Annotated in this window: 13 protein-coding genes; 4 read left to right on the top strand and 9 right to left on the bottom strand. The window is 73.9% G+C overall.

Features of this window, described 5'->3' with window-relative positions; all coding sequences use genetic code 11:
- The first annotated feature begins 106 nt into the window (after window positions 1-106).
- Both ccmA and KGD83_RS15255 read left to right on the top strand, forming a co-directional pair.
- Window positions 107-724, top strand: coding sequence for a heme ABC exporter ATP-binding protein CcmA (gene ccmA, locus KGD83_RS15260; RefSeq protein ID WP_212639848.1), 618 nt, complete (start codon window positions 107-109; stop codon window positions 722-724).
- Entirely contained in the window at window positions 721-2,226 is a 1,506-nt protein-coding gene (locus tag KGD83_RS15255; protein ID WP_212639847.1) for a DUF6297 family protein, read from the top strand. The genes ccmA and KGD83_RS15255 overlap by 4 nt, the downstream gene beginning before the upstream one ends.
- Before the next feature lie 144 nt (window positions 2,227-2,370).
- Here KGD83_RS15255 and KGD83_RS15250 read toward each other — a convergent pair whose 3' ends face one another.
- A complete protein-coding gene (locus KGD83_RS15250; protein ID WP_212639846.1) occupies window positions 2,371-3,375 on the bottom strand; it encodes a helix-turn-helix transcriptional regulator in 1,005 nt (334 codons plus the stop codon).
- Between the two features lie 62 nt (window positions 3,376-3,437).
- Between KGD83_RS15250 and KGD83_RS15245 the strand changes: the two genes are divergently transcribed.
- Window positions 3,438-4,025, top strand: a complete 588-nt coding sequence (locus KGD83_RS15245) for a DinB family protein (RefSeq protein WP_212639845.1) — start codon at window positions 3,438-3,440, stop codon at window positions 4,023-4,025.
- Entirely contained in the window at window positions 4,022-4,483 is a 462-nt protein-coding gene (locus KGD83_RS15240; protein ID WP_212639844.1) for a VOC family protein, read from the top strand. The genes KGD83_RS15245 and KGD83_RS15240 overlap by 4 nt, the downstream gene beginning before the upstream one ends.
- Window positions 4,484-4,661: 178 nt before the next feature.
- Here the strand turns inward: KGD83_RS15240 and KGD83_RS15235 are convergent, their stop codons facing one another.
- The 8 genes from KGD83_RS15235 to KGD83_RS15200 form a co-directional block, all read right to left on the bottom strand.
- The gene (locus KGD83_RS15235; protein WP_212639843.1) at window positions 4,662-5,543 is read right to left on the bottom strand and encodes an HAD family hydrolase; all 882 of its coding nucleotides are present in this window, start codon (window positions 5,541-5,543) and stop codon (window positions 4,662-4,664) included.
- The gene (locus tag KGD83_RS15230) at window positions 5,540-6,766 is read right to left on the bottom strand and encodes an NAD(P)/FAD-dependent oxidoreductase (protein ID WP_212639842.1); all 1,227 of its coding nucleotides are present in this window, start codon (window positions 6,764-6,766) and stop codon (window positions 5,540-5,542) included. The genes KGD83_RS15235 and KGD83_RS15230 overlap by 4 nt, the downstream gene beginning before the upstream one ends.
- Window positions 6,748-7,047, bottom strand: a complete 300-nt coding sequence (locus tag KGD83_RS15225) for a hypothetical protein (protein ID WP_212639841.1) — start codon at window positions 7,045-7,047, stop codon at window positions 6,748-6,750. The genes KGD83_RS15230 and KGD83_RS15225 overlap by 19 nt, the downstream gene beginning before the upstream one ends.
- The gene (locus tag KGD83_RS15220) at window positions 7,037-7,567 is read right to left on the bottom strand and encodes an NUDIX domain-containing protein (RefSeq protein WP_212639840.1); all 531 of its coding nucleotides are present in this window, start codon (window positions 7,565-7,567) and stop codon (window positions 7,037-7,039) included. The genes KGD83_RS15225 and KGD83_RS15220 overlap by 11 nt, the downstream gene beginning before the upstream one ends.
- 11 nt (window positions 7,568-7,578) lie before the next feature.
- Complete coding sequence (locus KGD83_RS15215) at window positions 7,579-8,475, bottom strand: aminotransferase class IV (protein WP_212639839.1); 897 nt, start codon at window positions 8,473-8,475, stop codon at window positions 7,579-7,581.
- The gene (locus KGD83_RS15210; RefSeq protein WP_212639838.1) at window positions 8,468-10,432 is read right to left on the bottom strand and encodes a condensation domain-containing protein; all 1,965 of its coding nucleotides are present in this window, start codon (window positions 10,430-10,432) and stop codon (window positions 8,468-8,470) included. Before KGD83_RS15210 ends, KGD83_RS15215 begins: the two co-directional genes overlap by 8 nt.
- Window positions 10,433-10,512: 80 nt before the next feature.
- A complete protein-coding gene (locus tag KGD83_RS15205; protein ID WP_212639837.1) occupies window positions 10,513-12,285 on the bottom strand; it encodes an ABC transporter ATP-binding protein in 1,773 nt (590 codons plus the stop codon).
- Window positions 12,282-14,117 carry an ABC transporter ATP-binding protein gene (locus KGD83_RS15200; protein ID WP_212639836.1) on the bottom strand — a complete coding sequence of 612 codons (1,836 nt, stop codon included), beginning with the start codon at window positions 14,115-14,117 and terminating at the stop codon, window positions 12,282-12,284. The genes KGD83_RS15205 and KGD83_RS15200 overlap by 4 nt, the downstream gene beginning before the upstream one ends.
- Between the last annotated feature and the right edge of the window lie 144 nt (window positions 14,118-14,261).

Below are 14,261 nucleotides of genomic sequence, written 5' to 3'. Positions count from 1 at the left end.
TGGCCGCCCCGGCGCCGCCAGTGCCGGGGCGGACGGGCCGTGCTGCCCGTCCGGGGGCCGGTCTCGGTGGGCCCCCGGCTCGACACCCGGGTCCTAGGCTGGTCCGGTGAGCGAACCGATCATCGTGGCCCGTGACGTGGACGTGGAACTGGGCGGCGTCCCGGTCCTGCGCGGAGTCGACCTCACGGTCGCGCCCGGGGAGGTGGTCGCGGTGCTCGGCGCCAACGGCGTCGGCAAGACCACCCTGCTGCGCTGCCTCGCGGGGCTCCAGCGGACCGCGGGCGAGGTCAGCGTACTGGGCCGACCGCCCGTGGACGAACCCGGGTTCTGGCGCGAGGTCGCCCTGGTCGGCGACGAGCCCACCTGGTACCCGGGGCTGACCGTGCGCGAGCACCTGGAGCTGATGCGGGCCGTGCACGGCCCCGGACGGCTGGAGGTGGCGGCGGCCGTGGAGCTGTTCGAACTGTCCGGCTGCGCGGACCGGGCCCCGTCGTCGCTCTCGACCGGGCAGCGTCAGCGGCTGTCCCTTGCCATGGCGCTGTTGCGGCCGAGCCGGTTGCTGCTGCTGGACGAACCCGAACGCGGGCTCGACACCGCCTTCCGGGGACGGCTCGCGGAACTGATAGCCGAATACGCCGCGGACGGCGGCACGGTGGTCATGGTGACGCACGACCCGCGGTTCGCCGAGGACGCCCGCCACGTCTTCCTGGAGGCCGCCGCGTGAACGGGACGACACGGGCGGGAGCGGCGCGCACGGGGGCGTCCCGGGTCCGGGCGTTCGTGCGGGCCCGCAACCTCCGGCACCGCAGCTGGTCCGACCGCTACGTCATCCTGCTGGCCCTGGGGCTGCTGGTCGTGACGGTGTCCCCGGTGGTCGGCCGCGCTGTGGCGGCCGTGCCCGACGCGGTCGATCCGGCGCGTGCGGGCGCGGGCTTGGCGCTGGTCGCGCTGCTGCTGGCGGCCTCCCTGAGTCTGGCGCGCGCGGTCGGTCCGGTGGCGGTGTCGGCGGCGGACGCGGCGTGGCTGGTGCTCTCGCCGCTGCCGCGCCGCGGAGTGCTGGCCCCCGCCCTGCTGGTCCTGGCCGTGGTGTGCGCCGTGGTCGGCGCGGTGTTCGGCCTGGCGCTGCTGAGCGCGCTCGGCGCCCCCGACGCCCTGGCGCTCCGGCTGCTGGCGTCCGTGGTCCTGGCCGTGTCGTGGACGATGGGCGGGACGGCGACGGCCGTGCTGGCACAGGCGTCGCAGCCCTGGGACGACCGGCTGAGCGCGCTGATCGTCGCCCTCGTCGTCGCGGCGGCCGCCGCGACGGTGATGGGCGCGGGCCCGGGTCGTGGAGCGCTCGTGGGCATCGCGTCGGCTCCCGTGTCGGCGTGGGGCGCGGCGGTGTGCGCTTCGGCCGGGGTGGCCGCCGCCCTGGTGCGGCGGGCCTGGCGGGCCCTGGCGCGCATCCCGGCCCGCGCTGTCCTGGAGGCCTCGTCCAGGGCGGAACTCGCGGCGGGTGCGCTCCTGGTCATGGACCCTGGTTCGCTGTCCTGGATCGCCGAGGACGCGCACTGGCGCTCACGCGTGCTGCGCTCGCGGGCGTGGCCGTCGCGGCTGCGCGGTGCGGCGGCGGTGGCCTGGCTGGACTGGCGGCGGCTGGTGCGACGGCCGGGGATCCTGGCGCTGGTGGCGGCGGCGACCGTCCTGCCCGTGCTGGCCGCCCGTGCGGGCGCCGGGGAGGCGGGCGCGCTGGTCGTCCTCGCCGTGGGCTCGCTGGCGGTCGCCGCCACGGGCACCGCGGGGGCGCGCCGGGACGCCGGGGACGCGGCGCTGGCGCGATTGCTGGGCGCCGGTCCGCGCGCGCTCCTGGCGGCGCGGGCGGTGCTGCCCGCCCTGCTCGGCGGCCTGTGGCTGACCCTCGCGCTGGCCGGGCTGGACCTCGCGGGCTCCGGGGGGCTCCTGTGGCCGCTGGGGTTGCTGTGCGCCCCGGCGCTGGCGGCGGGAGCACTGAGGCTGGCCCGGCGCCGACCCGTCGAGCACACGATGCCCGTCGTGGACACGCCCCTGGGCCCGGTGCCGCTGGGGCCGGTGGTGTGGGCGCTGACCGGTGCCGACATCGCCGTGCTCGGATGCCTGCCCGCGCTTTCGGCGTTCGCCGCCGGGGTGACCTGGCCGCTGCTCGCGGCGCAGGCGCTGTGGGGCGCGGCGGTGCTGGCGGCCTACTGCGCCGCCCCGAGGCGCGGGTAGGGGCGCGCACCGAAGAAGACGGTCGGGTCCTGCCGAGGCGCGGCCCCCGCACGCGGGGAGGGAGGCGGGGTCGGGGCGCGCGCGGAACAACGTGGTCGCGTCGCAGGAGCCGGGGCAAGGGCCGTCCCCCTCGCGGGCGACCGCTCAGGGTCCGGATTCATCGCCGTCCTGCCCGGCCGGGACCGCCGCGCCGGCCGACAGCAGTCTTCGCGCCATCACACGGCAGCGTCCCGCCAGCTCCGGGGGGTCGAGCACCTCGAAGTCGTGGCCCAACAGGAGCACGTGCATGAGCACGAAGTCGAGGTCGTGGCCGCCGCTGACCACCTCGCAGCGCCCGTCGTCCCGGCCCCGCACGACCGCCGCCGAGGCGGGGATCTGCGCGCGTACCGTCTGGGCCGACGCGCGCACGAGGAAGCGCGCCCGACGCGGGTAGACCCGGCTGGCCACGCCCTCCTGCACGTACGCCGCCGCGTCGGGGGCCGCGCGGGGGTGGAAGCGCCAGGTCCGCGCGACCACAGCGGTCATGCGGTCCACGCGGAAGCTGCGCCAGTCGTCGCGGTCGAGGTCGTAGGCGAGCAGGTACCAGCGCCGTTCGGAGGCGACCAGGCGGTGGGGCTCGACCCGCCGCCGTCGCACCCCGCCCCCGGACGGGTAGTCGAAACCGGCCTCGACCTCGTCGCGGCAGGCCCGGGCCAGCGTCATGAGCACCTCGGGATCGACCGGCGTGCGGCCCGAGCCGAAGGACTCCACCGAACCGGAGAGCGCGCGTACCTCGTCGCGCAACCGGGTGGGCAGCACCCGGTCGAGCTTGGTCAGCGCCCGCAGCGCGGCGTCGCCCGCGCCCCCTTCCGCACCGCCCGCTCCGGCGAGCAGCGAGACCACGGTGGCGATCGCCTCCTCGTCGTCCAGCAGCAGCGGCGGCAGGTCCTTGCCCGGGCCGAGTTGGTAGCCGCCGCCGACGCCCTGGCTGGCGTGCACCGGATAGCCGAGCGCGCGCAGGCGGTCGACGTCGCGCCGCACCGTGCGCGGCGTGACCCCGAGCCGGTCGGCGAGTTCGGGACCCGTCCACACCCGGCGCCGCTGCAGCAGCCCGAGCAGGGTGAGCACCCGTTCCGTCGTACCGCGTTCGTCGCCGCCTGCCGTGTCCATGCGCTCCACCCTGCCAGAGATAGCGGACCGATCCTGTCCGCCAGTGGTGCCAGGGTGGCTGCATGGACACGACAGAACCCGACTGGAACCAGACCCTGCGCGAGCAGTGGGAGTTCCACTGGAACCACCACATCCGGCCCCGCTTCGAGGGCCTCACCGACGACGAGTACTTCTGGTCGCCGGTGCCGGACTGCTGGAGCGTGTGGCCGCGCGGTGGCTCGGCGGCGCCCACGCAGGCGGGTTCGGGGGACTTCACGATCGACTTCGCCTTTCCGGAGCCGGACCCCGCGCCCTTCACCACGATCGCCTGGCGGCTCGGCCACGTCATCGTCGGCGTGCTCGCCATGCGCAACGCGGCGCACTTCGGCGCACCGGCGGCCTCGTACGAGACGTGGGAGTACGCCGGAAACGCGGCCGACGCGCTCGACCAGCTCCAGACCCAGGTCGACGTGTGGCTCGCCGGGGTGCGGGGCCTGGACGCGGCCGCGCTGCGGACCCCGGTCGGCGACAAGGAGCCCTACCCCGAGGCGCCCATGGCGGACCTGGTGCTGCACATCCACCGCGAGCTGATCCATCATCTGTCCGAGGTCTGCCTGCTGCGCGACCTCTACCTGCACACGGCGGCAGCCGCGAACGGAGCGAACCGATGAGCCTCGACGTCCAGATCACCTTCGACACGCACGATCCCCGGGCGCTGTCGTCCTTCTGGCGCGACGTGCTGGGCTACGTCCACCCCGGGCCGCCCGGGGCCGTCCTGCCCGAGGGCGCCGACCCGCTGGCCGCGTGGGACGCCTTCCTGGAGCAGGTGGGCGTGCCCGAGGACCAGCGCAACACGAGGTCGGCCATCGAGGACCCCGAGGGGCGCGGCCCGCGGCTGTTCTTCCAGAGGGTGCCGGAGGACAAGGTGGTCAAGAACCGCCTCCACCTCGACGTCCGCGTGGCGCCCGGGCTGCTGGGGGAGGAGCGGATGGCGGCGCTGGAGGCCGAGTGCGCGCGGCTCCTGGCGCTGGGGGCGACGCGGGTGCGCCGCCACGAGCCCGAGCCGCCCATGGAGACCGGCTTCATCGTGATGGCCGACCCCGAGGGCAACGAGTTCTGCCTGGACTGAGGCCCTCCGGCGTGGTCGTGGTGCCCGTGTCCCCCGGGGACGCGGGCACCCTTGTGCGTCCCCGCGGTGCTGTCCGCACGCCGTGTGGCGGACCCGGAGCAGCCGCGGGCTTCGGGCCCCGGCGTGCCGATCCCGGCGGAGGCGTCCTCCGGGGGACACGTGCCCTTGGGCCCCGACCTCATCCCGTACCCGGCGGCGACGGCTCCGGTCGCTGTCGGCGGGCGCCCAGGAGCCGGTCGAGGACCACCGCGACGCCCTCGTCGTCGTGGCCGGGCGCCACCTCGTCGCTCACCGTCTTGAGCTCGGGGTGCGCGTTGCCCATGGCCACCGCGTACCCGGCCCAGGTCAGCATCGGAGCGTCGTTCGGCATGTCACCGAAGGCGATGGTGTCCGCGCCGGACAGCCCGAGCAGACCGGCGGCGTGGGCCAGCCCGGTCGCCTTCGACAGTCCGAGCGGCAGGATCTCGATCTCGCCCGGTCCGGCCTTCGTCGTGGTCACCAAGTGCCCGGCGAGCCGCGACGCGATCTCGTGCAGCCGGTCCCCGTCCAGTTCGGGGTGCTGAACGTAGAACTTGCGCACCGGTGCCGCCCACAGGTGGTCGGTGTCCACGGGGACAGTCGGCAGACCGTCGAGCGGGTCGGGACGGTAGCCGGGACCGGCCAGGACGGCGCCCTCCAGACCGGCCCGGTCGGCGGCCAGTGACAGCGGTCCGGTCACCGCCTCGATCCCGGCGAGGGCCGACCGGGCCACATCGCGGTCCAGGACGTATGACGTGAGCTCGCGGTTCGCGTCAGCGTCGTACACCTGGCCGCCCTGACCGCAGACGGCCAGACCGGTGTAGCCCAACTCGACCAGCACCGGCCTGGTCCAGGCGACCGAGCGACCGGTGACGACGATGTGCCGACCGCCGCGCGCGGCCGCCGCCTCCAGCGCCGCCCGGGTGCGGGCACCGACCGTGCCGTCGGAGCGCAACAGGGTGCCGTCCAGGTCGGTGGCGATGAGCTTGTAGGGCAGGTCCGGCGGTGTGTCGCGTGACGGGCCCGGTGGCACGGCCGTCACCGCTGGTAGAGCTTGCTGAGCGTGCCGATGTCGGGAAGCTCGCCGGACAGGTCGGGGCGGTCCAGCGAGGCCATGGGGGTCTCCCAGACCTCCCTGGCCGGTGAGCGGTCCGGCGGCACCGGGGTGATCGGGGCCCAACCACCGTCGTCGGAACGCAGACCCAGCCGGGCCGCGACGGTACGTACCGCCTGCCGGGCGGCCAGCGGCGCCAGGGTGAGCTTGGACGGGCTGGCGACGACGGCCCTGCCGTCGAGCAACTCGGCCCCGAACTCGTGGGCCACGGTGCCGCTGCTCGGCAGCAGCCCGGACTTGACGGCCGGGTAACCCGAGACGGCTTCGACACGGGCCAGGATCGCCGCGTCGACGACCCTGCTCAGGGTCAGCAGCACCCGGCGGGCCCACCAACCCGCGAGCTGGCCGGGGTCCCGGCCACCGCTGTCGAACGACTGGAAGTCGGAGACCAACCAGGTGGCCCGCCCGTCGTCGTCGGCCCGGCTCGCGAGGAACAACCCGTGCTCCTCACGTTCCGGGAACAGTACGCTGACCGCGGGCAGACGGCCGCGCAGCACCAGCATGTACGCCCTGCGGAGCTGGACCGTGTCGGGCAGCCCTGAGCGGGCCAGCAACCCGGGCGTGCCCGCGCCCGCCGCGAGGACCGCGCTTCGGGCACGGACGACCGCTGTGCCGCCGTCCGGCTCGGTGATCCTGGCGCTGACGCCGTCGCCGGACCGTTCGACGCGCTCGACCGCGCCCGGCCACCTCTCGATCCCGGCCGCGGCCGCCTGCGCCCCCAGTCCACGCAGGATGTCACCGACGTTGTACGTGGGTTCGGCGCTGCCGAAGCAGGCGACTGGCGTCCCGGACAGCCACCCCGGGGTGGACCGCGGACGCACAGCGAGCCCCGATGCCCGCCAGTACCGTTCGGCTCGGAGCACCGCGTCCGGGTCGGAGAAGGCGATGGTGGAACCGGCTGTCACCGGCGGTATCCGCGTGAGCAGTTCCCGCCAGTGCTCGCGCGCGCTGCCCAGCAGGGCCGGCAGGCGCGGTTCGTCCGGGCCGTACGCGTAGCCACGGTGCAGATAACCGTGTGACTGCCCGGACTGGCCCGCTCCGTCCGCCAACGGCTCGACGAGCACCACGCGGGCGCCGCGGCGGGCCAGGCCCAGGGCTGACAGCAGACCGGTCACGCCCGCCCCGGCCACCATCACGTCACCGTCGCGCACCGGTCACCCCCGTGCGGCTCGGAGCGGACGCCGATGGCCGGTTCGACCGCGGCGACCAGTCCGGAGACCGGCGACATCCGCACCAGCCAGCGCTCGCCCGGCACGGTCTCCAGCAGCACCGTCTCCTCGTCGAAGCGGATCGCGAAGCGCAGCGGACCGAGCCCGGCCAGCAGCAACCGGTCCCGGCTGTTGCTGGCCTTGGCCATCAGATCACCGCTGAGCAGACTGACCCGTATCTCGGTGGCGAGGCCGACGACGACCTCCACGCCGTCAACAGTCATCTCCGGACGCTCCCATCACGGCCAGCGCGGCCAGTGTCGCCGAATCCTGGATGGCCCCCGCCGCGGCCAGTTCCCGCAGCTGCGACCAGGACAACCTGCGGACCTCCATACCGGCCTCGAACGCGTCCCGGTCGGGCTCACCGACATCCGAGACGTCGGCCGTGAAGGCGTGGCAGGAAGACGTCGCGAAGCCGCTGCTCTCCGCGAACGTGACGAGGTGCCGCAGGCCGGTCAGTTCCAGACCGGTCTCCTCGCGCACCTCGCGCCGGGCGGCCGCCTCGGGTGACTCGTCCCCGGCCAGAGCGCCCTGCGGGAACTCCAGGCTCCGCGCGCCGCCCATCGTGGGCCGCTCCAACTCGACGAGGACGTACCGGCCCTCCTGACGCGGGGCGACCAGTACCGAATCGGGCCTGCGGACCACGAAGTACGGATGCAGCGCACCGTCCGCCGTCTCGTACTGCCGGTGCTCGACCGCGAACCACGGGTTCCGGTGCGCCGTGCTCACACTGACCTGGCGCATGGCGGCCGGGCTCATCGAAGCGGGGACAGGTAGGCCGCCGCGAGCGGGCCCTCGCCCCGGCACAACCGGCTGTACCCGTCGTTCAGCGCGGCGACGGTGTCCGCCGCGCCGGTGTCGTCGGCCGCGCGTCCGTCCACGGTGTCCACCGTGCGCAGCCCCAGCAGCGTCCCGGCGAGCACCACCCGCGCCGTGTACAGCTCGTCCTGCTCGACCGGCCGCTCCTCGACCTGGTGGCCGAGTCCGCGGGCGAGGTCCAGCACGATGCGCTTGGTGATCGAGTCGAGGATTCCGGAGTCCACCGACGGCGTGGTCACCCGCCCGTCCCGCACCAGCAGGATCGCGGCGCCGTCGGCCTCGGCGACGTGACCGCGCTCGTTGAGGAAGAAGACGTGCTCCACGCCCTGCTCGACACGCTCACGCTCGAAGACGCGGAAGTCGAGGTAGGAGCCGCCCGTCTTGGCGTGCGGCCCGATCGGCCCGCCGAAGCGCCGGTGTCCGCTCACCGCCGCCCGGACCTTCGGCGGAGCGGTGGGGCGGAACGGAAACCCGCCGATGTAGGTTCCGCCCTCGCTGTTCGGCGCCAGCGCGGAACGACCCTGCTTGGCGTAGAAGGTCGGACGCAGGTAGACGTCCGAGCCGCCCAGCTGGGCAGCTACCTCGGCGAGCGCGCCGAACACCTCCGCCCTCGTCATCGGCACCGGGATGTCGGCCACCCGCGCGGATTGGAAGAGCCGGTCGAGGTGCGCGTCGCCGGCCAGCATCTCGTGCCGCTGCTCACGGGCGTTCCAGAACGCCGTGATGCCCTCGAAGACGTTGGCGCCGCGCAGCGCCGACTCGTCCCAGACGTGAACTCTCGCGTCCTCCCAGGGCACGCATGCCCCGTTGAACCACATCACGCGGTCAGACATCTTTCCCCTCTCCCTCGATCGGTTGTCGCACGGCCTCGTCGCCAGCGGTCGCACGGCGCCCGGTCACGGGCGCGCCGCGGTCCCGGTGCGGGGCGTGGGAGGCACGTCCACCGGTCCGAACGCACCGTTGCCGCAACCGACCCGCGAGGGCGACGAGGCTCGTCGGGCTGCGTAGGTCCGCGACCCCGATGCCCTCGAACCCGCTGTCCCGCAGAAGGGACAGCACGCGGGGGACCAGGTGGAGGCGCCCGCCGACCGTCAGATAGGTACCGGCCATCGTCGGGTCGGTCAGCTCGTTGGCCCCGGCGACCGCGTCCTTGAGCGCCTGCTCGGCCGCGCCTTCCGGCGCCAGCATCGGCCGGTCCACACCCGAACCGGCGACCGTGGCCGCGTCCGTCCGGCGAATGACGAAGCGGTGCGGACTCAGGACGGCGTTTCGGCCGTTGTCCGTCGAGAGCAGGAAGTCGCGAAGCTCCCATGGCTGGAGATCCGCGCTGACGTAGGCGGTGAGCCGGCCGTGTTCCTCGCGGACGTCCGCGTGGTGGACCGCGGGATGCTCCTGGAGGCGTTCGGTGAGGAAATCCAGATCCACCCAGACACCGTCGACCCTCACCCAGCGTGCGCCCGGCCGCCAGGGGTCGGTCGCCAACGCCTCGGCCTCCCCGAAAGCGAGGTCGCCGGACGCCGCGGCATGGACCAGGATCGCCTCCGTCAACTCGACGAGTCCGGCGCTGTCCCGGTCGCCCACGACGGACGCGTCGATGGCCGAGTCGATGTGCAGCCGCCCCTCGACGAGATAGGCGCGAAGGTACAGATTGCAGGCGTCCCAGGAATCGTTCGACCGGCTGGTGGACACCCGCGAGTCCGCCAGCAGGGCACGCGGATCACCACCCGGCTCCGCCGGTATCGATTCGATGCCTTCGAGCGTGCAGCTGATCGACTCGGGGCCGGGCAGGAAGGCGCCCCGCTCGGCCTCGACGCGTCCCGCGCGCTCATGGAACTCCAGGACGTCGAAGCTCATGTGCCGACCGGCGACGAGGACCGCCTTCTGCAACCGCCGCAGTACCTCGGAGAACGACGGCCTTCCTCGGAGGTCGACGATCAGCGGCATGTCCCGGAAGAGCGAAGCGACCATGCCACGGGTGGTGGGATGTTCCCGGAACGACCAGGTCAGGTTCAGCCCCAGTCGGTCCCGGTGGAACTGGATCGCCAGCGCGGTGTACGCGGCCGCGGTGAAGATCGACGCCGGGGCCGTGGCGAGTGTCCTCCGCAGGGTCGCCAGCGCCAGGCCCGCGGCGGGCGATTCGAGGTCCGCGCGCACCACGTCGGCTCCGGTCCGGCCGCGGCTCACGGGGAAGACCGTCACCGGAAAGTCCTGGAGCGCGTTTCCCCAGTGCCGCAGGGAGGACTCGACACGGGGCCGGCCGCTCTCCCGCTCGTGCCGGGCCTGGTCGACGGGCTGCGGCGCGTTCGAGCTCAGGCGGGCGGCTCGGTGCTGTGCCTGCGCGGCCAGCAGCTCGGTGAGATCGGTGACGAGGATCCAGGCCCCTCCCCGGTCGGCCACGATGTGGGGCACGACGAATACCAGGTCTCCCCGCGCGGTACGGCCGAACCGGATCGGGGGTTCGGACGCGACGTCGAAAGGGGTCTCGGTGAAGCGGCGCAGGGCGTCCTCGCCCTCGACGCGGGGAAACGCCACATGGACGCTCTCGTGCACGCTCTGCCGTGGCCGCCCTTCGCCGTCCGCGTCGAACCTGGTGCGCAGAACCTCGTGCCGGAGCAGTAAGGCGCTCACCGCACCGCTCACCGCGTCGTCCGACAAACCGTCCGGCACGGCGACGACCCAGGAGAAGATCGGGAACAAACCGGGGTCGCCGGTCTGGTACGCCAACCACTCCAGTTGGCAGAGCCCCGACTGCAACGGGCCCGTGCGCCGCACTCCCTCGGAAAACCTCACCAGCTCTTCTCCCACTCGGGCTCCCCCCGGTCGCAACATGGACAGCTACCTCCTCCGAGGCCCCAGACCCGCCGTACCTCTCAGACGAAGTACCGGGCCTGGAGGCGGAACAGCTCGGCGTAGAGCCCGTCGGCCCGGCTCAGCGTGTCGTGGGTACCGGTCTCCACGACCCGGCCACCGTCCATCACCACGATGAGGTCAGCCGCCCGGGCGGTCGTGAAGCGGTGCGTGACGAGCACGGTCACACCGCCCTCCTGACGGCTCAGGTCGGCGTACTGCTGGAACAGCCACTCCTCGGCACGGGCGTCCAAGCTCGCGGTGGGCTCGTCCATGATCCGCAGCAGCGGCGCCCGCCGCATCGACGCCCGGGCGTTGGCGACCGTCTGCCACTGGCCGCCGGACAGCCCCTCCCCGTCCCACGACCCGCGCCCGAGCCGGGTGTCCAGGCCCTCGGGCAGCGAGGCGAGGAGCCTGTCCCCACCGGCCGTCCGCAGCGCCTGGAGGATCCGCTCCGCATCGTCGCGGTCCTCCAGCCACCCCAGCCCGACCGCGTCCCGCAGGGACATCTCGATACGCACCGGGTCCTGGAAGGCCGCCGTGATCCGGGCGCGCCACTGGTCCGGGGCCAGGCGCGCGAGATCGGTCCCGTCCACCAGGACGCGCCCCTGACCCGGCCGGTAGAGGCCGCTGAGCATCTTGACCAGCGTCGACTTGCCCGCGCCGTTCTCACCGACCAGCGCCACCACCGAGCCGGCCGGGAGTTCGAGGTCGATGTCGCTCAACGCGGGCTGATCGCGGTTCCAGTACTGGAAACCCAGGCCCTCCACCCTGATGCCGCTCTCCAGGCGGGCGGGCACCGCCGCCGGAGCGGTCGGCACGAGGGCCGCGCGCTCCGCGTCGCCGTCCCGCACCACGTCGAGGAACGCCCGGGTCGCGCGGAGCGACTCCAGCGTCCAGAAGGACAGGTTCAGCAGGCTCTGCACCTGACCGGTGATCTGGCTGCTGACGGCGACGGCCGCGACGATGAGGCCGAGCGGGGCGTCGCCGACCAGTCCGGCCCGCACCATCAGGGCGACCGCGGTCGCGTACGCCAGCACGAAGAGCAGCCAGGCCAGTGCGACCGGGACCCGGGACAGTCCGTCGGTCCGGGCGATGTCGCGGCCCGCGGAGTCCCACTCCCGGCGGTGCCTGCGCCGCAGCTCGCCCGCCAGCCCGAAGAGACGGGTCTCGCGACCGGGCGCGGCCGCCGTGGCGAGCGTGAACAGGTGACCGGCCAGCCGGGTCCTGGGCGTGGCGCGCTCCTCGGCCCGGCCGCGCCTCCTGTCCGCCGCCCGGGTGGCCAGCACGGCGGGGAGGGCGAAGAGCGGCAGCAGTGCCAGGACGGGGACGACCGACGCCATCAGGGCGGCCGAGGCGACCAGGGCCAGCGCTGCTCCGGCCAGCCACATCAGCCGGTCGAAGCCCGGGCCGATCTCGCCCCGCGCCCCGCGTACCACCGCCGCCCTGTCGGAGCGGCTCGAACGCTCGTGGACCTCCAGCGTCGGCGTCGTGCCGACCGCGTCGACGAACCGGCGGTCGACGTGGCTCTGGATCTGCTCCTGGAGCCGGAGGCGGGTGAAGTAACCGGCGATGAAGGTGCCCTGGGTGAGCATGATGAAGACCGCCACGCACAGCGCGATCACCACCAGGCCGCTGGCCGAGCCTCCGCTCGCCGCCTCGCTGAACAGTCCGATCGCCACGGCGAGGCCGATTCCGGTGGCCTGTTCGAGGATCGCGATCGCCACCACGATCAGGGAGCGGAACCCGTCGACGCGGGGTCCTGTCGTGAGGACGAAGCGCAGGGCGCTGATCATGACGGTGCCTCCTCGAAACGCTTCGCCTGCAGGCGGAACAACTCGGCGTACCGGCCGTCGGCGCTGATCAGGTCCTCGTGTGTGCCGTCCTCGACGATGCGGCCCCGGTCGAGCACGACCACCCGCTCCGCCTTGCGCACGGTCGCGAACCGGTGGGAGATCGCGATGGTCGTGGCCCCCGCGGTGAGTTCGTGGAACGTGTCGTAGAGCCGTGCCTCGGCGCGGGCGTCCAGGCTCGCGGCCGGCTCGTCCATGATCAGCAGCCGGGCGCCGTGCCGCAGGCCGAACAGGGCCCGGGCGATGGCGATGCGCTGCCACTCGCCGCCCGACGCGTCGACCCCGCCCTCGTAGCCGCTGGACATCACCGTGTCCCAGCCCTTGGGGAGTCCCTCGACGAACTCCAGCAGTCCGGCCTGACGCGCCACTTCCCGCAGGCCCTCCTCGTCGTCGGCGTGGGCCAGGGAGCCGAAGGCGATGTTGTCCCGCACGCTCAGCTCGTAGCGGCCGAAGTCCTGGAAGACCGCGACCACCTGGCGCTGCCAGCTCCGGCGGTTGGCGTCCTCGATCGCGGTCGCTCCGACGCGCACGCGGCCCCCGCTGGGAGCGTCCAGGCCGGCGAGGAGCCGGGCCAGCGTCGTCTTTCCGGCCCCGTTGAGGCCCACGATGGCGAGCGACTGCCCCTCGGGTACGTCGAGGTCGATGCCGTGCAGCACCTCGTCGGCGGCTCCGCCGTAGCGGAAGCGCAGTCCCTCACAGGAGACGGTCGCGACCGGCTCGGTCCAGGAAGCGGTGTCGGGTGCGTCCGGCGGGTCCTCGGCCGGAAGGGCGAACGCCTCGGCGGCCGCCTTGGAGCCGAAGCTGGTGCGCAGGTCGTCCTCGTCCGCCCGGAGCACCTGGAGCAGGGCACGCAGGGCCAGGCCGCCCAGCGCCAGGTCGCCCACCGTCGTGCCTCCGGTGGCGGCCCGCTGCGCCAGGTAGTAGAAGACCGAGGCGACCGTGACGCCGGTGACCACGACGACCACGACGACGAACACGCGGTGCTCACGCCGTCGCCGCCAGACCTCGGTCATGTTCACGCGCCACTCGGAGTGGTAGGCGTCGCGGAAGAAGGCCGTGAGCCCGAAGAGGCGCACCTCCCGGGCCGCGTCCGCCGTGGTCGGCACGTCGCGCAGGTAGGACGTGCGGCGCAGCTTCTGAGTCTGGTTCACGGTCTCGATGACAGCGGTCCGGTAGTTGCGGACCAGCCGGAGGTGGAGCACCACGAAGACCGCGAAGACGATGAGCCCCAGTCCCCAGGTGACCTGGGTGAGCAGCGCCGCGGAGCCGACGGCGGTCACCCACAGCGAGGCCTTGGTCGACAGGCCGAAGACCGCTTCCCCCGGCGGCATGTCGATGGTTCCCTCGCCCCGCGCCCGCCCGAGCCTGCCCTGGTAGGACGGGTCCTCCAGGTGGCCGACGGTCGCCGGTCGCGAGGCGGCCGCCATCACGCGCTCGCTCAGCCGGCCGGTGACCCGGCGGCCCAGGGCCCGTCCCAGGGCCGTGCGCGCCGACTCGGCGACGTGGGTGAGGAGGAAGAGCACGGCGATGAGGGCGACCCAGCGGTAGCACTCCCGCGCCGCCGGGCTGTCCAGACCCTGGCCGGCGGCCGAGGTGAGCCCGTCCACCAGTGCGCCGACCCCGATGGTGATGCCGACCGGGGCCGCACCGGCGAGGACGGCCAGCGCCGTGGTCAGGGCGGCCGTGCCCGGTGCCACGGAGAAGGAGTACCGGACCAGGTCGGGAAGCACCCACCGCGCGGCCGGGGGCTGGAGGCGGTCGGTGTCCGCGGTCACTCCCGCCCCCGGTCGTCGAGGTTGCGGGCGGTCGTGCCCCGTGTCTTGCTGCTCGGCATGCTTTCCTCCTGGACGGCTGGGGGTGCTTCCTTCGCGGCCGGTTCCGGTATCCCGGACCGGCGAGGCGGCGTGTACCCGGGTGGT

The sequence above is a fragment of the Nocardiopsis akebiae genome (assembly GCF_018316795.1).
Lineage (GTDB): Bacteria > Actinomycetota > Actinomycetes > Streptosporangiales > Streptosporangiaceae > Nocardiopsis > Nocardiopsis dassonvillei.
The sequence above is the reverse complement of the archived record's forward strand: the minus strand, read 5'-3'. Positions and strand labels throughout refer to the sequence as shown.